Origin of the sequence: Proteiniphilum sp. (genome assembly GCF_040307845.1) — a bacterium.
Classification (GTDB): domain Bacteria; phylum Bacteroidota; class Bacteroidia; order Bacteroidales; family Dysgonomonadaceae; genus Proteiniphilum.
The window spans coordinates 70991-95483 of sequence record NZ_JAWRIS010000020.1; the positions used below are offsets into that span (position 1 = coordinate 70991).

Genomic DNA, 24493 nt, shown 5'->3' on the forward strand with positions numbered 1-24493 from the left:
ATATATGAGTAAGAAAAAATATTTCAATTGGATACACTCTATCGGCCCCGGCTTGATTATCGGCGCACTGGTATTCGGTCCGAGCAAACTGACCATCACCTCGAAAATAGGGGCAAACTTCGGTTACGATTTACTATGGATTATTCTTATCGCCATCTTTTTCATGGCTGTATATACTATTATTGCCGAACGCATAGGTTTGGCCACAGATAAGTCCCTACTCACAGTAATAGGTGAAAAGTGGGGAAGAAAGTTTGCGGCAGTAGTGGGTATCGGTATTTTTTTAGTGTGTACCTCATTTCAAACCGGTAACTCGGTAGGCGTAGGCATAGCCATCGGGGAATTGACCAATACAAATAACAACATCTGGATAATATTCTTCAATTGTGTCGGCATAGCGTTGCTCTTCTTCCGAAACTTTTATAAAGTGCTGGAAAAAGTGATGATATTCCTGATAGGCTTGATGTTGCTGGCATTCCTTATTACCCTGTTCGAGGTAAGCCCCAGTATCGGTAAAATCATTTCCGGTTTTATCATCCCGAAAGTCCCAACCGGATCCATGGGGCTGATCATCGCTTTCATGGCTTCCTGCTTTTCTATTGTCGGAGCCTTTTATACATCCTACCTGGTACAGGAAAGAAAGAAAATAAACACAAAATCAGACGAAAAAGTATCTAAAAACAGTAGCCTGACCGGAATAATTGTCCTAGGAGTGTTGAGCGCAATCCTGATGATTTGTGCGGCTGCGATTCTCCAACCTTTAGGGATCGAGGTGAAAACAGCGACAGACATGTCCCTGGCACTGCGGCCCGCTTTCGGGGAAGCCGCTTCTGCCGTATTTTTAATCGGGCTATTTGCCGCAGGATTCTCCTCGATAGTCGGAAATGCCACTATTGGAGGAACTTTAATGAGTGACGCATTAGGATTTGGGAGCAGCTTCGATTCTCATAAAACCAGATTGCTGATAGCTCTTGTGATGGCTTTTGGTGCCATTATTGCACTTCTCTTTGGGAGTGCGCCATTGGAACTGATCGTTTTTGCACAGAGTATTACCATTTTTATAGTCCCTGTGATCGGAATTGCCATGTTCCTAATCGCAAACGATAAAAAAGTCATGAAAGAAAATAAAATAAGACCTTTCCTGAAAATATCGGGATTCATCGGACTGTGCATTGTAATGGTACTGGCCCTGTTTAACTTTATAGATATATTTTTAAAATAAGATAATCGTATGAAAACATTTGATAAGAATACCGTATTACAAGAATATTTGAAACCCTCACCTCGATTATTGAATGACATCGTTAAGATAGAGGGTGATATCCTTATTCTGGGCGCAGGTGGTAAAATGGGGCCTGCCATGGCCAAACTGGCCAAGGATGCCATCAACGAAACGAAAATCCGGAAACGGGTCATCGCCGCATCAAGGTTTTCTGATCCTGACGTATGGAACGATCTGAACAACCATGGCATTACAACCATCAATGCGGACCTGCTGAATGAAGATGATCTAAAAAAGCTACCTGAAACTCCCAACGTGATATATCTGGCGGGCCATAAATTCGGTACTACAGGGAATGAACCCTATACTTGGGCAATGAATACATTCCTGCCGGGGATGGTGGCTAAGAGATTCAAACAATCCAATATCGTGGTATTCTCTTCGGGGAATATCTATCCTTTATCACCTGTCACATCAGGAGGAATGCCAGAGGAGATGCCGGCTTCTCCCATAGGAGAATATGCCCAATCCTGTCTGGGAAGGGAAAGAATTTTCCAATATTTTTCTCAAAAGAATGATACCCCTATCCTGATATATAGATTAAATTATGCCAATGATGTATCCTATGGTGTATTGTTGGAGATCGCCAAGTCTGTCTACGGGGATAGGGAAATCGATTTGGCGATGGGGAATGTCAACGTAATCTGGCAGGGGGATGCCAATGAAATTGCCATCAGGTCACTTCTCCATTGTGCCGTGCCGGCCAAGATTTTGAACGTTACAGGTCCCGAAACAATATCGGTAAGATGGATTGCCCAAGAATTCGGAAAAACTTTCAATAAAATACCGAAACTTACCGGCATCGAAGAATCGAATGCTTTGTTAAGCAATGCCGCCGAGTGCTTCAACCTTTTCGGATATCCCAATATCAGCTTGAAACAAATGATCGAGCTGATCAGCCATTGGGTTATCGAAGGAGGAAAGATAAAAGAAAAACCCACCCATTTCCAAGAAAGGGAAGGAAAATTTTAAACTGACAACCAGATGAATGCTACAATAAATCCAGAAGTTTTAGAGCGATTAAGAGGAGGCGGATTCATACCTGCACATCCACTCGCCCTGCACGAAGATTTAACTATTGATGAAGAGACGCAACGAAGGTTGACTCGCTATTATATCTCTTGCGGTGTCGACGGGATAGCTATTGGCGTCCATACTACCCAGTTCGAGATCCGAGATCCGGAATATAATTATTATGAGAAAGTACTGGAAATTGCCGCTGACGAAATCAAAAAAGTAAATCCGGATACCTCATTTATAAAAGTGGCCGGTATCTGTGGGCCGACTCCACAAGCGGTAAAGGAGGCCCGTATTGCAAAAAACCTCGGTTACGACCTGGGGTTACTTAGCATGGGGGGATTAAGTTCCTTTTCGGAAAAAGAGCTTATCGAGCGTACCAAAGCTGTCGCACAAGTGATCCCGGTGTTCGGGTTTTACCTGCAACCCTCTGTGGGAGGAAGGATATTCAGCTATTCGTTTTGGAAGGAATTCTGCGATATAGATAATGTCTACGCTATCAAGACTGCCCCTTTCAACAGGTATCATACTTTGGAGGTAGTACGGGCAATCTGTAATTCCAGAAGAAACAAGGAGATTTCCCTTTACACCGGCAATGATGATAATATCGTGCTGGATTTGATCACTCCCTATAGGATCTATACAGGAGACCGGTTGGTTGAAAAAAAGTTCGTGGGCGGATTACTGGGACATTATGCCGTCTGGACAAAAAAATCGATCGGACTATTTCGCCATATAAGGGATGGGTTACAAAGTGACACCCTGAATTATGAGGAAATACTGAAAGTAGCCGTTGAAGTTACCGATATGAACGCCGCCATTTTTGATGTGCCCAATAATTTCAAGGGTTCCATTGCAGGAATTCATGAAGTACTGAGAAGACAGGGATTATTGAAAGGAATATGGTGCTTGAGCCCCAAAGAGAAATTATCGGAAGGACAAGCAGACGAGATCGGAAGGGTTATCTCCCAATATGAAAAATGGACGGACGACGAGTATGTGAAGGAATTTATTGCCAACGACAGATGACACTAAAAGATGAAATAAAAGCAATCGCTTCCGAGATCAAGGAGGACATCCTTGCCAAAAGAAGATATCTGCATCAATATCCGGAACTTTCTTTCAAGGAATTTAACACATCAGCATTTATAAAAAAATCGCTTGATGAATGGGGAATCCCCTGGATACCGGTTGCCGACACCGGAATAATAGCCACACTGAGGGGCAATCATAAAACGGGCAATACGATAGCCCTCCGTGCCGATATGGATGCCCTCCCCATCCACGAAAATACGGGTCTCGCCTTCAAGTCGGTCAACCCAGGAGTGATGCACGCCTGCGGACATGATCTGCATATTGCTTCTTTATTGGGTGCGGCATATATACTCAAAAGACTGGGGAAGAAAATCAATGGGACTGTGAAACTTATTTTTCAACCGGCGGAGGAGATATTACCGGGGGGAGCCATTAAAATTTTACAGGAAGGGGTTCTACAGAATCCCAAAGTCAATGCTATTCTCGGACAACATACAATGCCTTCCATAGAAAGCGGGAAAGTAGGAATTCGAAAAGGTATGTTCATGGCCTCCATGGATGAGATCAGGATAAAGGTGGAAGGAAAAGGAGGCCATGGAGCCGAACCCCATAACAATAATGACCCGGTTGTCGCCGTAGCAACAATGATTGTCACGTTACAGCAGATTGTCAGCAGGTATAATAACCCGAAAACTCCCACGGTCTTATCGTTTGGAAAAATAGAGGCGAACGGTTCAACCAACATAATACCCGATACCGTTTCCATAGAAGGAACTTTTCGCACCATGGATGAGCACTGGCGTGACGAAGCGCATGAAAAAATTATAAGGGTTGCAAAATCCATTGCCCATGGATTAGGTTGTGAATGCGATATCGACATCAAAAGAGGTTATCCATCCCTTCATAACTGTGAGGTACTCACAGATAAAATCCATTCCTACATGAGGGAATACATGGGCGATGAGAATATAATTGAAACTGACATTTGGATGGCTTCAGAAGATTTTGCCTATTATGCCCAGAATTTCAGTTCCTGTTTTTATCTACTGGGGACAGGTTATCCCAATAGGATAAATGCATCACTACACACAACCACCATGGAAATCAATGAAGAGTGTATAGAAACAAGTATAGGGCTGATGAGCTATTTATCCTTTCAATACCTTAATATGACAAGATAACGTTTTTTGAGAATTTAACTGCGGAAACTCAGCCTTTATATATTATTAATTTATCCATTTTTGCAAGCGAATACTATTTTTTTTATAGATTTTAGGGAGAATTTCCCGAAAAATAAAGAAAAAAATAAGCATACAATGAATAATATAACAATAAAATACATAAAAGAATTGCAATTTTCATAAATAATAAATGGGAATGACCTCACATAGATTCACTTTTTATCTTTTTAGTATATTTTTTATTATTTGTAGTTGTACAAATACCTCGATTAAAATAACCGGTAAAGTGCAAAACGGATTAGACGGTACAGTTATCCATGGAGCAAAGGTTACTTTAAATGGGACAGAAATAACTACATTTTCCGATAAGAATGGCTTTTTCACTTTAATCATTCCTCGGAATTTAGCACTAAAAATTGGAGTCAAAGAGATCAATTCCAATCAATACTTAGTTAAAGATTCTTACTCTCCGGAGATAATATTAACCATCAGGAAAGAATACTTTAAACAACTGAGATACCTTGTCTCAGACAAGATAAATGATCTTACCATCGGAATTCTTCCTACATCCGAAATATTTAATGCTGAATATTATTCATCCAACCATATGCCTTTTACACACCTGCTGGAAGATGAGGTGGAATGGAAAAAAATTATAGACGGCGTCCGGTTATTCCACGAGAAAAGACTGAAAGACCTCATACCACAAAGGGAACGTTATTGGAACAGGGACCTCTCTTCCGATGAGGCCTATAACATTTCCGTCGAATCAAACCGCGGAAATCTCAGGAATATTTTGGGGGCGATAGATGAACGGAAGCCGGTATCCCTAACAAAGGGGAATAAAGTAGCTGAAACCAGAAAATATATCGTCACTGAGGTTTGTTGGCCGGTGTTAAAGGAAATAATCCCCCGCTCTGCCTTACAGGACTGGCCGGAGTTAGATGTCCCGGGGCAGATATTTGGAGAAGGGCTCTTACTGGAACCCAAAGACAGGTCAAAAGGTTTTGTGGTTGCAATCCCCGATGCAGACCAGGAACCTGAAGATCTTGTCGGAATAAGGAAGGGTGTCGATTATCATTCGCAATTCGCCCGCCACCTGGTCGAGAATGGGTATACAGTAGTTGTTCCTGTTATTATTGACCGCTCAAACCGGTGGTCTCGGGGAACTAACAGGTCTTCACGATCCTGGATCTATGCCCAGACACATGAAATGGGACGGACTGTCACCGGCTACGAAATACAGAAGATGGAAGCACTTATCGATTGGTTCGACCAGCAGAGAGAGCAGGATCAACCAATTGGTGTGGCCGGTTATGGAGAAGGAGGACTTTTGGCTTTTTATACCTCGGCACTTGACACCCGTGTGGATGCAACACTGGTAAGCGGATACTTCGCACCAAGAGAAGAAATATGGAAAGAACCTATCTACCGGAATGTATGGGGATTATTGAAAGAGTTTGGAGACGCAGAAATAGCCAGCCTTATCGCTCCCCGTACACTAGTTGTCGAATACAGCCAGGTTCCTCATTATGAAGGAGAAAAAAATAACGGGACTAAAATTGATCCTCCGGGAGAATTATGGACCCATACCTTCAAAGAAGTGGAATCGGAGTTCAAGCGCATTGCTTCGCTAACAAGAAATATAGGAAAACGTGTACTATTAAAAAGTGGAGCAGATCAAACTTTACCCTTCGGTTCACGAGAAGCGATAAATACATTGGTGGGTCTGATGGGAAATGAATCTCCTCTTCCCCTTTCAGATAAAATTCCGTCCGATCTTCGTACGAATTTCGATTTCTCTGCACGAATGGGACGTATGGTCGAACAGATGGTCGGCCACACACAGCTCCTGCTTAGGGATAGTGAATATGTCAGAAAAGAGTTTATAGAAAGTTGGAAAAGTAAGGATCAGGAGCAACTACGCACTTTCTTTAAAGAAGAGATGGTAGGATGGACACATCAGGATTTTATGCCTGTCAATCCCCGGACAAGGAAAATTGAAGATCAATTGGGGTATGTGTGTTACGAAGTGGCATTGGATGTCCTTCCAGATATTGAGATGTGGGGGATACTCCTTATTCCTAAAGACATAAAACAGGATGAGAAACGGCCGGCAGTGGTAATGCAGCACGGAAGGGGAGGAAGTCCCTATACTTCTCTTAATGAAGATGGTACATATTCTGGTATTGCGCGAAGATTGGCCGATATGGGATTCGTAGTTTTCACTCCGTTTGGAAACTGGACAGGAGAAACCAGATTCCGCTGGATCGACAGGATAGCTAAACCCGGAAAGAATTCTATCTGGTCAACCGTGGGCAGGCAACACCAGCAATTGATGCGGTGGTTCCGGACATTGCCATTTATCGATCCCGACAGGATTGCCATTTATGGAAAAAGCATCGGGGGACAAGCATCATCGCTTATTGCATCCATGCTGCCCGAATACACATTGGCTATCAATTGCGCCTATTTCAATGAAAGCGCCCGAAAGAAATCGTCGGTCTACTTTTCCACAAGTTTTGTGTTTCATGTCGATTCCGAAATGCCCATGTGGAATAGGGGGCATACCCTTGAAGACGCAGAGATGGCCAACATGCTTATATTTCCCCGGCCATTCATGGTGGAGCACGGAAAGAAGGATGGCATAGCCCCTCCCGGATGGGTAGAACATGAATATGCCAAAATCCATGAGCATTATAATCAACAGGAAAAAGGTGAACTCACCGATATCGATCTACATGAGGGGGGACATATTATCAATGGAGTAAAAAGCATCCCGTTTTTACGCGAACATCTTGATTGGCCGGAATAAAAGCTTATGAAATCAATTGGCGAGAAGATGGCATATTAAATAGAGAAAAATTACACATTATTAAATCTTTATCACATGGACAGAGTTTTTTTATCTAAAAGAGAGTACATGAGAAAGTTCTCCTTTTTCATACTTGTATCGCTAGTGTCATTGAACTCCTATTCCCAGGATTTCAGTGTTCGGGGAAAAGTTTCAGACATGAATGACGAACCGTTAATAGGTGTGAATGTCGTGGAAGATGGAACCTCAAACGGGACCGTCACCGATATCGACGGCATGTTCAATCTGACCGTTTCGAACAGGAACACCGTGTTAAAGCTAACCTATATAGGATATGAGACCATGGAGGTCTCGGTTGCCGGCAAGACGGTTCTTGAGATTACTATGGAGGAATCTTCCAGCGAACTGGACGAGGTCGTGGTCGTCGGGTATGGCACACAAAGGAAAGTGACTCTGACCGGATCCGTGGACGCGATTTCGGGAGATGAAATACAAAACAGGTCGGGTGTGTTGGTGAGTGACCTGATCAAGGGGGCTTCTCCTAATTTGAACATCACAATGGGAATGCGCGGAGGAGAGCCAGGAGCCACATCCTCCTGGAACATCAGGGGACTAGGTTCAATTAACGCAAATGCCAGCCCATTAATCCTGGTAGACGGGGTGGAAGTAAACATCAACAACATTGATCCCGAATCCATAGAAAGTATTTCCGTGTTGAAAGACGCCTCCGCTTCTGCCATTTACGGCTCAAGGGCTCCTTTTGGAGTTGTTCTAATTACCACTAAGAAAGGAAAGCAAGGGAGAGTGAATATCGAATATAGCAATAACCTGGGGATGAATTCTCCCATACGTTTCTCAAGCTTTGTAGATGCATTGACATGGGCAACAGCTTATAACCAGGCAAACGCAAATGCAGGTTTAACGCCAGTTTATTCTGACGAGCAAATGAATCGGATAAAGGGATATATGGACGGAACCTTCCCTTACGAATATGATCCTGAAAATCCCATAGACAATATCTGGGCGGGCCGGAGAAATGGAAATGCCAATTACAACTGGCCTAAAAAGTTACTTGCCGATCACTCATTCAACCAGAAGCATCATGTCAACATATCGGGTGGCAGCGAAAGGACGAGTTATTATCTCTCCGGCGGATTTGTCGACCAGAATGGTATTTACCGGTACGGGTACGACAATTATAAGAGATTTAATTTCCTCTCCAATTTAAACTCTCAGGTAACGGATTGGTTGAACGTGAGAACCGGTGTTAAATATGCCAAGGGCATGTCAGACTATCCCGTGGGCCAAACAACCGTGGGAAGAGAACATATGATTGGCGAAATGCTCACCTTTGCCCCGATGATGCCTATGTACAATATCAACGGAACGATACAGAGTCCACTGGTTAGATGGCAACAGGATTCCGGAAGGGATAAATGGGATTCGGGCGATTTCTTCGTGAATCTTGGGGCTGATTTGGAGCCCGTCAAAGGTTGGGTCACCAGTTTTTCCTATAATTATAACGCGATCAACACTCGGTCATTTTCTCATCCGAAGCCGGTCATGGTAGAACTAGGCACCGGACAGTTTGGCAATGTCGGAAAACCGGAATCAAGCTGGGGAGTAGGCTATTCGCAGGCCAATTACTCCTTGATAAATGTCGTTTCATCATATGAAGCCACATGGGGCAATCACTATTTCAAGGGTCTGGCGGGATATGAACAAGAGGAAAGGAAAAACACGTCAATCACCGCTACGGGAACAGGGCTGATAACCGACGAGGTGCCTTCCTTAAAAACAGCTCTGGGAGGCAAAACAGTCTCTGACGCGATGAACCATTGGGCAACCCAGGGTGTGTTCGGGCGTATCAATTACAACTACAAGGAAAAATACCTCTTAGAGGCAAGCGCCAGATATAACGGTTCCTCACGATTCTCGCCGGACAATAGGTGGGGATTCTTTCCTTCCGCCTCCGTGGGTTATCTTATCTCCAACGAAGAGTTCTGGGAGCCCATATATCCTTTTATCAACAATTTGAAAATAAGAGCGTCCTATGGTTCCCTGGGAAACCAGAATGTGGGTCTCTACTCATACTTGTCAACGATCGGGGTAAGCAACGAGTTGAACTGGATTATCGACGGGGAAAGACCCCAATACGCAGCCCCTCCGGGTTTAATCAGCGGTGATTTGACATGGGAGACCATAACTACTACCAATATAGGTATTGACGCCGTTTTCTTAAAGAACCGGTTACAATTGACATTCGATTTGTACAACAGGAAGACCACCGACATGCTGGGACCCACCGAGCAATTGCCCTATCAACTGGGAGTCGGGACACCCCAAAGGAACAATGCTGAATTGTCCAACAAAGGTTTCGAACTTATCCTCTCATGGAGGGATCGCGTCTCATCAGATTTCTCCTATGATGTGAAGGTGAGTTTGGGGGACAGCCAGGCAAAAATACTGAAATACTTCAATGAAAAAGAGTTGATCGACACTTGGTACCCCGGCAAGAAGGTGGGGGAAATCTGGGGTTACACCACGGACGGCATCATACAAAACGAGGGGGAAGAAATGCCCGATCAGTCCAAATTCTATGCAAAATGGGGCCCCGGAGATATCAAATATAAGGATTTAGACGGTGACGGGAAAATCAATGACGGCACGAGAACACTGAATGATTACGGGGATCTGAGGAGAATTGGAAATACGACTCCACGTTATAATTATAGCATATCCGGAGGATTCAACTGGAAAGGTTTTGATTTCAGCATGTTCTGGCAAGGGGTTGGAAAACAGGATTATTTTCCACCCAATGGCATGATGGTTTTCTGGGGTATGACGACAGGAACCGGGGGCTCGGGGCTTTATAAAAATTCAAGGACCATGGATTATTGGAGACCGTTGAACGAGACCAACATACTGGGTCCCAATACGGATGCCTATTTCGCCAAGCCCTATTTTTCAGCGGAAACTAATAAAAACAGACAGGTACAGACAAGATATCTCCTGAATGCGGCCTATCTGCGATTGAAAAATTTACAAATCGGGTATACACTTCCTTCTCATATTTCTGAAAAAATATTATTACAGAGGTCCAGAGTTTATCTATCAGCAGAAAATCTCCTGACTCTCACCAAACTCCCTGACAATTTCGATCCAGAAACAACGATTGCATCAGACCCCGCAAATGATGGCTATCAGGTAGGACGTATTTACCCTGTCTCAAGGATCCTTTCCATAGGAGTTAATCTAACATTTTAATTTAAATATGTGATATTATGAAAAGAAAATATTTATATTTCATCTTATTGTTGATTATTGGCTCAACATCCTGTAATGATTTTTTGGACCGGTATCCTTTGGATGCGATCGGGGAAGTGAGTTACTTCACCACTCCAAGTGATTTGAGAACTTATATGAACAGCTTTTACAGCACCACATACTTTGCAAAGTATCCCAATCATGGGGGTGATTTTAACAGCGACAACCAGGTAGGCACCAATGTAGACACACGTCTGCAGGGAACAAGGGTGGTGGCCACCAGCGGGAGTATTGGTTTCGGTTGGATTAGGCGTGTCAATTATTTCTTTGATCAATATAAAAGAGTGGAGGAGAATTATGAGCTAAAAGATTACCAGCAATACTTGGGAGAAGCTTATTTCTTCAGAGCATTATCATACTATACAATGCTCCAGCAGTATGGGGACATACAATGGATCGCCCATGCACTGAATACTGATTCACCTGAACTATATAATCCGAGGGATTCACGTGATATCGTGGCTACAAATATTATCCTAGCGCTGGATTCGGCGGCGATGTACCTCATAACTGACAAAACCAAAGGGCAAGGACGTGTAAACAAATGGATGGCATTGTTAATCCAGAGCAGAATTGCGCTATATGAGGGAACCTGGCAAAAATATCATGCGGAAACCCCTTTTGGTGTACAGGGTGCTAATCCCAATAAATACCTCCAGAAAGCAGCTGATGCAGCTCTCGAACTTATTGAATCAGGACCTTATGATATTTATACCACAGGAGATCCCTTAAACGATTATTATGACCTATTTGCTTTACAGGATTATTCCAATAATCCGGAAATAATGTTTTGGAGGGAATATAACAATGAACTTTCAAGGGGTGATACAAATTTTACAAATGATCGAAATCATCGCATGGAGTTTCCGAATAATAATTCAATCACAAAACAACTCGCCGACTCTTATCTCTGCCATGATGGACTGCCAATCAGTGTAAGTCCGTTGTTTGAGGGTCACGAATCCCTTAAAGATGAGATGAAGAACAGGGATCCTCGTTTTTTCCAAAATATCGCGACGCACGACAGAATCTGGAGAATTCAAAAGGATGGAACGATTGAGTATTGGAAGCAGGTATATGACAATTTGAATACTAACGCAGCCCATAATTCACCAGGTGGATATATCAATATCAAAGGTTACAATCCTGATATGAACTACCATGTGCAGCAATACGAAGAATCACCGGGTATCATCTACCGATATGCGGAAGCTCTTTTAAATTTTGCGGAGGCAAAAGCAGAACTTGGCACTATCATTCAACAGGATCTTGACATAAGCATCAATAAACTGAGAAGAAGGGTGGGAATGCCTGATCTGAAAGTGGACAATATTGTGACCGATCCAGACTGGGATTTCCCGATACTTTCGCCTCTCATTAACGAGATCAGGAGAGAAAGACGAGTAGAACTGGCATGTGAAGGATATCGATGGGATGATATTGCCCGTTGGGCTGCTGCTGACGAATTAATTGTAGGAAAAAGACCTAAAGGATTCAAAACATCACAGTTAGTAACTAACCCATTTCCTGTTGACGAAAATGGATTTTTGGATCCTTTTCGAAATGCGATACCAAATGGCTATGGTTTTATTTTAGGACGAGATTATCTTAATTCAATTCCTATTTCGGAATTGGTGTTGAATTCGAACTTAACCCAGAATCCGGGGTGGGAAGGAATTGATTAAGCATCCTATCAGTAAAGTTGGGGGAATTCTTCCTCCAACTTTACTAACTAATTCAAAAAAACAATATCACTTTTGTCGATTTATTCTACAATGGCATCTCGAAGACAATTTATAATAAACAGTATTGGCACATTAGGAGGAATCTCATTTTTTAACTCAGGCTGCGTACAAAGGATGAATAAGAACACGGACACCAGTCAGCATTCATGTATAGGTTCTCTTAAATCTTTAGAGGGAAATATTAGAATTACTCATGTCAATTCTCAATTCGAAAGGGAACCTCTTCTCAGCCCTTTCGGTTTTAAAGGTGGATATTTATCAGAGTTATGGCAAACAGTAAGTTATCTGCAGAGTGAGAACGGCAAACATGCTATTGGACTGGGAACACAAAGTGTCTTATGGTCGGATGAGAAGGTTTTTTCTTCTAATTCTGAAGTGGGAGGAAATACCTTTATGTATGCCTTGACAGAGCGGGCACTTCAGCTACTGAATAACATCTCGTTCAATTCCCCTATGGAGTTGATCGATCCACTTTTTGAAGAAATCTATGAATATGGGAAATTGGTAACATCCAACCTCAACCTTCGTAAAACATTCGCACTAAATGCCCTGGTATCCGCAGATAATGCACTCTGGCTCCTTTATGCCAAGGAAAATGAGATTACCAATTTTGACGAGTTGATACCACAGGATTTTAAATCCACGTTCTCCGAAAGACATGAGAAACTGGCAGCAATCCCCCTGGTCTCCTATAATGTAAGTTCTGAAGAATTAAAGAGAGAAGTGGATATGGGATATTTCTTTATGAAAATAAAGATTGGACAATCAGGAACTCAACAAGAGATGCTCGAAAAAGACAAAAACAGGCTCATGCAGATACACGATATCCTAAAAGATATTCGTACTCCATACACAAAAAACGAGAAGTTACCCTATTATTTTGATGCCAATGGCCGGTACGAGACAAAAGATACGTTCAACAGATTTTTAGATTATGCCCGAGAGATAGGTGCATTTGATCAAATTGTGATGATTGAAGAGCCTTTTCCTGAAGAAAAGGAAATAAATGTCTCGGATATTCCTATACGTTTGGCAGCGGATGAAAGCGCGCACACCGATAAAGATACCATTGAGCGCATCCAAATGGGATATAAAGCAGTAGCACTTAAACCCATTGCAAAAACTCTCAGTATGACAATGAAAATAGCCAAAGCGGCTACAGACAGAGATATCCCCTGTTTTTGTGCCGACCTGACGGTCAACCCTGTACTGGTGGAATGGAATAAGAATATAGCTGCAAGATTGAAATCATTCCCCGGCTTGGAAAATTTAGGGTTGGTAGAAAGCAATGGACATCAAAACTATCTAAACTGGAATAGAATGCAACAACACTTTCCTCGGAACGATGCTTCATGGGTAGGAGTGAAAAAGGGATTTTATCATACAAATGAAGCGTATTTTAATACCGGAGGTGGTATTTTTGACCCCCTTCCACATTATGAAGCTATGTTCAATAAATAGGCAATCACACATAAAAAGAATAGTTATGAAAGAAAAAACAACGCGCAGAGATTTTCTCAAAAAATCATCCATGGCTGCCGCGGGATTGTCAATCTCTGGAATGGACCACAAATCAGCTGCTGTTCCAATAGTAGATACAAAAAAGAGAGTAATAGGGGCAAACGATAAAGTACGTGTAGGGTTTATCGGAGTCGGTAACCGGGGGACTCAACTACTGCACTTGTTCATGGAACAACCAGACTGCGAGGTGGCAGCCCTATGCGACGTGTACGAACCCTATGTAACGAGGGATTACTCGGCTGTTAATCCTCGCTACATACAAGATATGCCCAGGCAAATCCCGAAAATGGAGGAAAACTTCCCCACTAGCGTGAAACAATTCAAGGATTACCGTCAATTGTTAGAAGATAAGAGTATTGATGCCGTATGTATTGCAACCCCGGATCACTGGCATGCGCTACAAACAATCGATGCTATCAATGCAGGAAAAGACGTTTTTGTTGAAAAACCCCTGTCGAAAACAATTGCTGAAGGACGCAGGATGGTCGAAGTAGGGAAAAGTAGCAGACAAATTGTAACAGTCGGTTTAAATAGACGGGGAGCACCCACGTTCCAAAAATTGGCAAAGGAAATTCCTGCCGGAAAAATTGGTAAAATCACATTTGCCTCAGCATGCCACGTAAGTAATATGTTTCCAAATGGTATCGGGAAATTACAACCTGAAACTCCGCCTAAAGATTTCGATTGGGACATGTGGTTGGGACCAAGAGCTTACAGGTCATACCAATATAATATTGCTCCTTATATGTTTCGTTGGTGGGAAGATTATGCCAACCAGATATCTAATAATGGAGTACATTATTTAGATCTTCTTCGTTGGCTACTCAACGAGGAGGCCCCCATTGCCGTCAGTGCTCACGGTGGTAAATATATTGTCGACGACGACCGGACCATTCCCGACACAATGCATGTAACTTATGAATTCAAATCGGGGGTATTGGTTACACTGAGTATTCTGGAAGCCAGTTCCGGCAGTTTTATCCCCCATGGATTCCTGGAGTTTAGGGGAACAAAGGGAACATTGCACACTGGAGAAAACGATTACAAGATTACTCCCGCCTCTGCAGGACAGTTCCAAACCTGGAAACCAATGATAAATCAGGAGAACTATTCTCTGGAAAAAGATGATACACTCCTGATTGATGGAAGTTATAAGAATAGTGCTTATAGTCTGATACGGAATTTCCTTGATTGCGTAAAATCACGTGAAGAGCCTTGGGCCACCTTGGAAATAGGTCATCGATCGACTACAATGGCACATCTTGGGACAATTGCCATGATGACGCGTGAAAGACTTGAATGGGATGCAGTTAATGAAAGATTTACAAATTCCGATATTGCAAACAGGTATTTATCCTATGAGTACAGGAAACCCTGGAAACTGTAAAATGTAAATAAAGATATTTCCAACTATATAAACTTATTTTATAATAACGAATTATGAAGCTATTGAGGAGGGATTTTTTAAAAGGGTTGGCAACAGTCCCTTTTTTAGGATATTTTGCTTTTGGATTTAAAGACAATATCAATAAACAAATCAGGAAAAAAAGTATTGATTACAACCAGAGATTAAACATAGACAGACTTGAAGCACCTTATGAAAAACTGACTCCTCCTACCGGCAACCAAGGAAATAAGCTCCGGATCGGACTGGTAGGAAACGGTTGGCGCGGCGAACAGTTGCTGCAGAAATTCGGATACCTCCATCCGGACGTGATAGAACAACATACCAAGAATGGTGAACCCTCAAAATGGCTAAGAGATGTAATGGCACAGGAAGACCTGAATGTTGAGATAACGGGGATCTGCGACGTTTTTGATGTCCACACCGAACGAGGAGTGGAAATCTCACGCCACAATGTCCTCAGGGGAAATACCCAGGTAGGGAAACCTGCCGAAGTATTCCAATCCTATCGCGACATGGTAAAAAGCGACAATATCGACGCAATCGTGATAGCCACGGCAGACCACTCCCACGCTCCCATCGCCATAGCTACTGCCAAGGCCGGAAAACATGTCTATCTGGAAAAACCGATGACCCACAGTATAGAGGAAGCCATCGAATTGAGGGATACCATCAAAGAGACCGGAGTGGTCTTTCAATTGGGACACCAGAACAGGCAGCAGATGAGTTACAAAGTGGGACGGGAACTGGTAGAGAAGGGCCTGCTGGGAGAAATAACACAGGTTGAAACTTTCACCAACAGAAACACTTTGTTCGGAGCATGGATCAGGGATGACGCCTTCGATCACAAGCTCGGTAATGAGAGCAATATAAACTGGGAGGAATTTTTGTGCAACGCTCCGAAGCATGAATTCGACCTTAAGCGTTTCTTTAGTTGGCAACGTTATAGCGATTATGGAACCAGTGTCACAGGAAACGACTTTGCACACTGGTACGATTGCGTGAATCAAGTGCTGGATCTCGGAATACCCGAATCAGTGGTAGCCTTGGGAGGACAATATTATTACAAGACACACGGGGATATGCCTGATGTGCTCAATGTCATCTTCAGTTATCCCGAGAAAGGCTTATCCATGACATATGATGCGACCTTGAAGAACGGGAACTTCCGACAATCCCGTATTTTGGGCTCCGAAGCATCATTAGATATTGATAGTGCAGTTCGAATGTCCAAGGATAATAATTCGGAAATATATAAGGATGTAAAAATAGACACCGGGGAACACCTTTATTATTATGAGCCAAGAATGGATATAGATGCGATCTCCACAGCTACTTCAAGAACCTATTTTAAAGGCGGATATGGCCCCACGCTCATAGATGGGAAAATAATTGATGTTACCTTCCTGCACGTGAAGGAGTGGATTGATGCCATCCGTGGACACGGAGAGCCGAGTTGTGATATTGATAAAGGTTTTGAGGAATCGGTCACTTTCAACCTTGCCAATCTCGCATATGTGCATAAAAAACCCGTAAGGTGGGACAGAATAAACGAGAAGGCGATTATAGGCTAATTATCCATACTGATAAAATTTAAATGAAATGAAGCATAATAGTAAAATATTAGATTATTCAAACAGGCAAATAAGTGCTTTAACGATATTAAGGGTCCTTATTGGATGGCACTTCCTATACGAAGGATTGGTGAAGATCTATACTCCTGGATGGAGTGCCAAAAGTTATCTGCTCAACTCTGTAGGACCGTTCTCCTCCTTTTTCAAATCGATTGCACAGTCAAACCAGATATTGAACATTGCCGACACTTTGAATGAATGGGGATTGATCCTGATTGGATTGAGCTTATTTGTCGGCCTATTCTCTAAATTTTCTTCTTTTTTCGGAATACTTCTTCTGGCTTTTTACTATCTATCCTATCCTCCTTTTGCAAATCTGGGTATTGAGGCCTATGTTGAAGGCAATTATTGGATTGTCAATAGAAACCTGATTGAAATAGCGGCACTCCTTGTGCTGGTGGTGTTCCCTTCAAGCCATATCACGGGAATAGATCGATTTATTTTCTTGAACAGGAAGAAGAAATCGGATAATAGCCCTTCTTGATGAGACTATTCCTAATATTAAAAGTGATAATAAAACATCTCAACAAAAGGATAAGATATTAGAACATAAATAATTAAAGAGAAAATAATTAGAAATTCTAATCTTATCCTCACATATGATCTTATGATGAAAGATCTATGGTGTCTTTTTGTTTGTTTTTCCACTAAAATATCTCCATTTTGCGTTTATTGAGCATATTCTCACGTTTTGTTAATCACACCTCCCTTTTTAAATAATTTACTTTGTATAAATTATATTAGTGAAAAGCAATGACAAAATATTCCAGATATGGAACAAATTCATATTGTCTGTATGGATATTTTGATTAGAACCGAGTTGTATCGCCATAGGATTATGTTTTAAAACGAAAACTAAGATTACTTTGAATGATTAAATTTTATCAACAATTTAAATAATTAGATTATGAAATGGTTAGCAAGACTTTTCTTTTGCTGTATTTTGTTCATATTAACTACCTCAACACCACTTTTCCCTCAAGATCAAAACATTAAAATAACAGGAAAAGTGCAGGATGTGAATGGTGAGCCTCTAATTGGAGTGAGTATCCAGGAAGTCGAAACGACTAACGGAACTGTCACAAATCTCGATGGAGAATATGAACTTACTGTACGTTCATCAAATTCTATCTTACAGTTCTCCTATATAGGATTTGAAGAAGAAAGAATTAATGTGGGCAATAGAGATAAAATAGATGTCATACTGACAGAAGCCTTGAGTGAACTGGATGAAATTGTAGTAGTAGGATATGGCACCATGAGAAAAAAAGATCTAACAGGCTCTGTCGCATCATTACATACTTCAGGACTTGAAAAAGAAAGAAACAAAAATCTCCAGCAAATATTAAGAGGCAATATCCCTGGTCTAAATGTGGGGATATCAACAAGTGCCAAAGGAAATGCCGATATTGGAATTAGAGGTAAAAGGTCGTTGAGTGCCAGTTCTTCTCCCTTAATTGTCCTGGATGGGGTAATATACAATGGAGATATATCAGATATCAACCCCAATGATATCGAAACTATCGATGTATTGAAAGATGCAAGTTCAGCAGCTGTTTATGGAGCAAAATCGGCAAACGGTGTTGTTATCGTAACAACTAAAAGCGGTAAGACAGAAAAACCAACTATCGGATTTGATTTAAGCATTGGTACAACTAGCTTGTTCCGCTCAGAAAAAGTTTATGGTCCAACAGGTTTTATAAATTGGCGTTCCGATGTACTAAAAAGCGTCAACAGAAATGCTCCAGGATTTGTCTTTGAGAACCCTAATAACTTATCTTCTGGACAAACATTGGAAGAGTGGCTTAAATATGATAACGCCCAGGGAGATCCTCAAGATATATGGTTAAGGAGACTCGGACTCTCACAGGTTGAAAGAGACAACTATTTTAAGAATCAAAGTACAGATTGGATGGATATGGTTCTCGGAACGGGTATTCAACAAAGTTACAATGTTAATCTATCCGGTAAAACCGACATGTTTAATTATTACTGGTCTTTAGGATTTGAGGATAATGAAGGCGTGATAAAATATGATGAATTCCAGACATATAGAAGTAGAATTAAATTGGATGCAAAAATCACAGATTTTCTCAGTGTAGGTATCAATACGCTCTTCTCTATGCGAAAAGAGCCGGGCGCGGCAGCTTCTTGGGCAATGATCGACAATTTATCACCTTGGGGGCAACCCACAAACCCCGATGGCACCATGAAAATATATCCTACAGATGATGCCGTGGCTGCCAAACATCCGCTTATAGACAGGGCTCATACCTACAAAGATTACACATATAAATCATTAGACAATATTTTATATGCAAAAGTTAAGCTACCGTTTGACATCGAATATGAGTTGAGATATTCACCTCGTTTCACTAATAACGAGCTATACCTGCATAATTCTTCGGAACATCCTGAATATGGAATGTATGGAGGGAAAGCAATCAGAAATACCTCCAGTTCGATGCTGTGGCAGGTTGATAATATCTTAACATGGAAAAAAAACTTCAATAATATGCATGAGTTTAATGTAACATTACTGGCAAATGCAGAAAAGAACAAAGATTGGTCACAAATAATGAACGGGGAGCAATTTGTGCCGAACGATGTTTTAGGATGGCATAATATGGGAGCAGCTGCTGTTACGACTATTTCCAGTGACGACACCTATTCCACGGGAGATGCCTACATGGCTCGTCTATTTTATTCGTTTAAGTCAAAATATTTATTAACCGGTACAGTCCGGAGAGATGGGTATTCCGCATTTGGGATGGGAAATCCAAGAGCGACCTTTCCTTCTTTAGCGTTGGGATGGGTATTTAGTGAAGAAAACTTCATGGATAAACTGACATGGTTAGACTATGGAAAATTTCGTTTTTCATGGGGAAAGACAGGTAACAGGTCGATTGGAATCTACAATGCATTGTCTACGTTAAACAATGGAATGATCACATACGTAGACAATACAGGAAATGTGTATCAAGAGTCATACCTGAATGCAAACAGGATGGGAAATCGTCTCTTACAATGGGAAAACACTTCATCATTGAATATGGGACTAGATTTCAATCTTTTAGGACAGCGGCTGAGTGCTAGTGTGGATCTCTATTCCATGAATACGACCAGTCTTTTAGTAAACAGGTCTTTACCCTCCATGACAGGTTATGCATCCGTCACCAGCAATTTGGGTAAAGTCAATAACAAAGGTATTGAGTTCACATTGAACACCGTAAATATTGACAATCCAAACTTCACATGGAATACATCATTCAATATCTCTTATAATAAAAATAAAATAGTCCGCCTTTATGGGGATATGGAAAATATCCTAGATGATAAGGGAAATGTAATTGGACAAAGAGAAGTCGATGATATAAGTAATGGTTGGTTCATCGGTCGTGCAATAGATGAGATATGGGATTTCGAAGTATTAGGCGTATGGCAAGAAGGAGAGGAGGCGGATGCCGCCAAATATAAATTAGCTCCCGGTGATTTCAAACTAGCAGATGTTAATAATGATGGACAATTCACTAACGATGACAAAACATTTCAAGGATATCAAACTCCTCCAATACGCTGGTCATTAAGAAATAGTTTCACATTTTACAAGAACTTTGATCTCTCTTTTCTCATATATTCTAATTGGAACTACAAAAGACAATTCAATGAAGCGAAACATAATCCTACAATGACCCTTGAAAGGTTTAACTCATTTGTGATCCCATATTGGACGCCAGAGAACCCTACTAATAATTATGCGAGACTAAATTCAAATATGGCTGGAGTAGCTTACAATTATTGGCAGGATATGTCCTTCATTCGTTTGGACAATATTTCTCTCGGATATACTTTACCGAGAGAATTTGCAAATAAATTAAAATTGTCCGATCTCAGACTCTCCGTTTCTGCCAAAAACGTGGCGCTATTTACAAGAAAATCGGTACTGTGGGATCCCGAATATGCAGGGCCAACTCCTTCATATATCACTTTTGGATTAAACTTTTCACTTTAATAGATGATTATTATGAAATACAATAGATTTTATCTCATATCAATATTATTCACTTTGGTTATTAATGGATGTTCTGATGACTTTTTAAAACCAAAACCGTTGTCTATTTTAACCACGGAGGCCGGACTGGTCAATTCCACCTCAATGTATGCAATGCTTTCATCAAGCACAAGATTGATCAGGAATCAATACATGGACGGTACATTTGCACCGCCTATGTTTACCGAGTATCTATTTACAGAAGTTATGATTGATGGAACAACAGACAAAACATTTCCGACAAGAGACATGAATAGACTTGTGGTTCCGGACGGCGTATTAACCGATGCAAGCTACAATAGAATTGGCCACTGCTGGAATCACGCATATGAGGGGATTAAAAGCGCCTCTATAGTTATCTCAAATATTGATCAACCATCATATAACAGCGAACAAGAGAAAAATGAAGTGCTGGGTACAGCATACTTCCATAGAGCCTTTTGGTACTACTTGCTAGTAAACAGATTTGGAGATGTTCCATGGATTGCCGAACAGGTATCAGAACCCAAATTGGATTTTTATTCAGCTAAAAGAGAAGTAATATTGGAACAACTAAAAGAAGATCTAGAGTTTGCCGTGGAATGGGTGCCGGAAAAAGTAGATAGAGGCAAAATATCGAAAGGTGCCTGCAACCATTTACTAACAAAAGTATATCTCTCCCTGGGTGAATTCGAAAATGCCATTCGTTCCTCTTCTGCCGTTATCAACGGAAGTTATTCTTTAATGCAGAATAGATTTGGGGAAGACAAAAATGACCCGACAAAAAATGTAATCTGGGACTTACATAGACCATTGAACAAAGTCTCTCCGGACAATACAGAAGAAATTTTTTCTGTAATAGACAGATATGGAATGTCTGGCAACATCTCTCAAGGTATGACATCAATGTATATTTTCGTCCCAAACTGGGGAAACCAGACCAACTCAATAATGACTCCGACAGGCTATGTAGGCATGTCTGAAGAATTAAATCTGGAGATACCTATAATAGAACAGATAGGAAGAGGGGTCAATAAGGGACGTGGAACAAGTTATTATACAAGGTATATCTGGGACGACAAAGATGATCTACGTCATGCACCGGGTAATTGGATGACAATGGAAGACTTGGTATACAACAATCCGAAATTAAAAGAATTAAACGATCCTTATTACGGCAAGCCTCTACGTTTGCATGATGATGAAGGTAATATTTTAACGAGAGATACAATCAGAAACTGGACAGGAGGTTGGCCGCATTATAAACTTTTCATTCCGGATCCAATAAGGGTACAACCTCGGGGTGGTAATACAGATTGGTATATATTCAGACTTGCCGAAACATACTTGTTAAGAGCAGAAGCATATTTCTGGAATGGACAAACAGAATTAGCGATGGCTGATGTAAATGCGGTAAGGAATCGTGCTAACGCAGAATCTTACACAGACCCGTCATCATTTAACTTAGGAACTATCTTAGATGAAAGGGCAAGAGAATTGTTCTACGAAGAAACGAGAAAATGTGAACTGACTAGAATTGCGTACTTATATGCAAAAACCGGTAAAGAATGTTATAACGGCAAAACTTATAATTTAGCAAATTTCTCAAAATCCAACTTCTGGTACGACAGGATAATGGAAAAAACCGAATTTTTCAATAAAGGAGTACAAACAGTAGCAGGTGATGAATTTACTATGAGCCCTTTCCATATACTATGGCCTGTCCCACAAACAGCAATAGACGCTAATTCACTAGGAGTAATCAATCAAAATGAAGGTTATAGCGGATTCGAAAACAATGTTGAACCTCTGAGTTTCACAAAATAAATAATGGGAAATGAGATAGAGAAAATTATATGCATTTTTCTGCTATCTCTTCTTGATTATGACACTACAGTCCCATCTAGCATATCTGAAACCATATATCAATTTCAAATTATAAGGCTAAATGGGACTGCCTTAATCTCCTTTATACAGCTTATTTTCAAGAAGAGATTTTATTCCTATAAAGCTGTTTACTAAAGAAGTAAAGTTTCATAAACTCAAAAATGAATCACATACAAATAAAGAAAAAAATGAAAACATTAAAAATCACCCTTCACAACATAATTATATCAATATCTTTCACTGTTCTTCTCTTTTTTAATAGTCCGTCAGCATTCAGTCAAAGTCCCAAACAACTACAAAATAATTATCCGATAATTGCCGAAGATGCAGCTTGGTGCTGGTTTTCCGATTCAAGAGCTGTATATTACAAGGGTATGAAAGAAGCGATCTATTATGGATTTATAAATTCAAAAGGAGATGTGATGGTCAAGTCTTTTGATTTAAAAACCAAAGAAGAAATAACTCACACACTTCATGCGTCCTTACAGATAGATGACCACAATGTGCCAACATTCTTATTTCTACCGGATGGAAAAATACTCACTTTCTACAATCATCATAATGGGGATATTTTTATGAAGAGAAGTAAAAATGCCGAGGATATTACTGAATGGGAGGCAGGAGTTGTGTTACTAGAAAAAGACAGCATAAACAGATATTGTTACACAAACCCCATTATGTTGAGTGAAGAAGATAACCGGATTTATCTTTTCGGTAGAAATACAGTCCAAAATAATGAAGGTATTTATACAGATACCAGAATATACTGTATATATAGCGATGACTATGGGGAAACTTGGAGTCAGGAAGTAAATTTACTTTACAATAGCGGCAGGAATAATCCTCAATATATAAAGTATACTTCCGATAATAAATCAAGAATTGATTTTCTCTTTACTAATGGACATCCTAAACTCGGGGAGGATATATCAGTGCATCATATTTATTATCAGGATGGGTATTTCAGTCAAACAAACGGTAAAAAAATTGGCACTTTTGAAAATCTCCCTATCTGCATAAAGGAAACGGATAAAGTATATAATGCCAATAGTATAGGAGTTCGTGCTTGGATCTGGGATATCGCTTTAGATAAAAAGAACAATCCGGTAGTTACTTATGCACGGTATCCTGATGAATATAATCACGAATACCATTATGCCAAATGGGATGGCAATAAATGGATAGACAAGAAAATAGTTAACTCAGGATCATATATAACAATCATAAGACCAGGTGAAAAAATTAGGGAGGCTCATTATTCAGGTGGAATCGTATTAGACCATAATAACCCGAATAATATTTATTTGAGTAGAAATATAAATGATAAGTTCGAAATAGTAAAATGTGAAGTCAAGAAAGGGGGTAAATTGAAAATGCAAAGTATTACTTCAAACTCTCAGCTCGATAATATTAGACCCTATATTGTTGATAGAAATCCTACAAAGACACCTATTTTACTATGGATGGCAGGACACTATTACCACTATACTGATTATAATACGGGTTTAAAGATACTTATCAAATAATCCCTGCCCGGAAATAAATAACAACAAGATTTTGATAATTAATCAATTTCACCTACATTAGAGCCTTCGCAAATAAAACAAAAATCAA

General features: G+C 40.7%; 14 protein-coding genes. All 14 read left to right on the plus strand.

Annotated features, from left to right (window positions below; translation table 11 throughout):
- Positions 1-4 precede the first annotated feature (4 nt).
- The 14 genes from ABV001_RS04970 to ABV001_RS05035 all read left to right on the plus strand — a co-directional run bounded on the left by ABV001_RS04970 (position 5) and on the right by ABV001_RS05035 (position 24405).
- Entirely contained in the window at positions 5-1222 is a 1218-nt protein-coding gene (locus ABV001_RS04970; RefSeq protein WP_352421784.1) for an Nramp family divalent metal transporter, read from the plus strand.
- A 9-nt stretch (positions 1223-1231) separates the two neighbouring features.
- Positions 1232-2254: an NAD-dependent epimerase/dehydratase family protein gene (locus ABV001_RS04975; RefSeq protein WP_352421785.1), complete on the plus strand. Its 1023-nt coding sequence runs from the start codon at positions 1232-1234 to the stop codon at positions 2252-2254.
- A gap of 12 nt (positions 2255-2266) precedes the next feature.
- On the plus strand, positions 2267-3328 hold the full coding sequence (locus ABV001_RS04980) for a dihydrodipicolinate synthase family protein (RefSeq protein WP_352421786.1): 1062 nt from the start codon (positions 2267-2269) through the stop codon (positions 3326-3328).
- A complete protein-coding gene (locus ABV001_RS04985) occupies positions 3325-4515 on the plus strand; it encodes a M20 metallopeptidase family protein (RefSeq protein ID WP_352421787.1) in 1191 nt (396 codons plus the stop codon). Before ABV001_RS04980 ends, ABV001_RS04985 begins: the two co-directional genes overlap by 4 nt.
- A gap of 286 nt (positions 4516-4801) precedes the next feature.
- Positions 4802-7330: an alpha/beta hydrolase family protein gene (locus tag ABV001_RS04990; RefSeq protein WP_352421788.1), complete on the plus strand. Its 2529-nt coding sequence runs from the start codon at positions 4802-4804 to the stop codon at positions 7328-7330.
- 108 nt (positions 7331-7438) lie between these two features.
- A complete protein-coding gene (locus ABV001_RS04995) occupies positions 7439-10597 on the plus strand; it encodes a SusC/RagA family TonB-linked outer membrane protein (protein WP_352421789.1) in 3159 nt (1052 codons plus the stop codon).
- A gap of 17 nt (positions 10598-10614) precedes the next feature.
- Positions 10615-12342, plus strand: a complete 1728-nt coding sequence (locus tag ABV001_RS05000; RefSeq protein WP_352421790.1) for a RagB/SusD family nutrient uptake outer membrane protein — start codon at positions 10615-10617, stop codon at positions 12340-12342.
- 174 nt (positions 12343-12516) lie between these two features.
- The gene (locus ABV001_RS05005) at positions 12517-13863 is read left to right on the plus strand and encodes an enolase C-terminal domain-like protein (protein ID WP_352421791.1); all 1347 of its coding nucleotides are present in this window, start codon (positions 12517-12519) and stop codon (positions 13861-13863) included.
- A gap of 25 nt (positions 13864-13888) precedes the next feature.
- Positions 13889-15310, plus strand: coding sequence for a Gfo/Idh/MocA family protein (locus ABV001_RS05010; protein WP_352421792.1), 1422 nt, complete (start codon positions 13889-13891; stop codon positions 15308-15310).
- Positions 15311-15363: 53 nt separating this feature from the next.
- Positions 15364-16902, plus strand: a complete 1539-nt coding sequence (locus tag ABV001_RS05015) for a Gfo/Idh/MocA family protein (RefSeq protein ID WP_352421793.1) — start codon at positions 15364-15366, stop codon at positions 16900-16902.
- A 28-nt stretch (positions 16903-16930) separates the two neighbouring features.
- Positions 16931-17446 (plus strand): DoxX family membrane protein, encoded by a 516-nt coding sequence (locus ABV001_RS05020; RefSeq protein ID WP_352421794.1) that lies wholly within the window; start codon positions 16931-16933, stop codon positions 17444-17446.
- 423 nt (positions 17447-17869) lie between these two features.
- On the plus strand, positions 17870-20974 hold the full coding sequence (locus ABV001_RS05025; RefSeq protein ID WP_352421795.1) for a SusC/RagA family TonB-linked outer membrane protein: 3105 nt from the start codon (positions 17870-17872) through the stop codon (positions 20972-20974).
- A gap of 12 nt (positions 20975-20986) precedes the next feature.
- A complete protein-coding gene (locus tag ABV001_RS05030; protein ID WP_352421796.1) occupies positions 20987-22819 on the plus strand; it encodes a RagB/SusD family nutrient uptake outer membrane protein in 1833 nt (610 codons plus the stop codon).
- A gap of 248 nt (positions 22820-23067) precedes the next feature.
- The gene (locus ABV001_RS05035) at positions 23068-24405 is read left to right on the plus strand and encodes a BNR-4 repeat-containing protein (protein WP_352421797.1); all 1338 of its coding nucleotides are present in this window, start codon (positions 23068-23070) and stop codon (positions 24403-24405) included.
- Positions 24406-24493 lie beyond the last annotated feature (88 nt).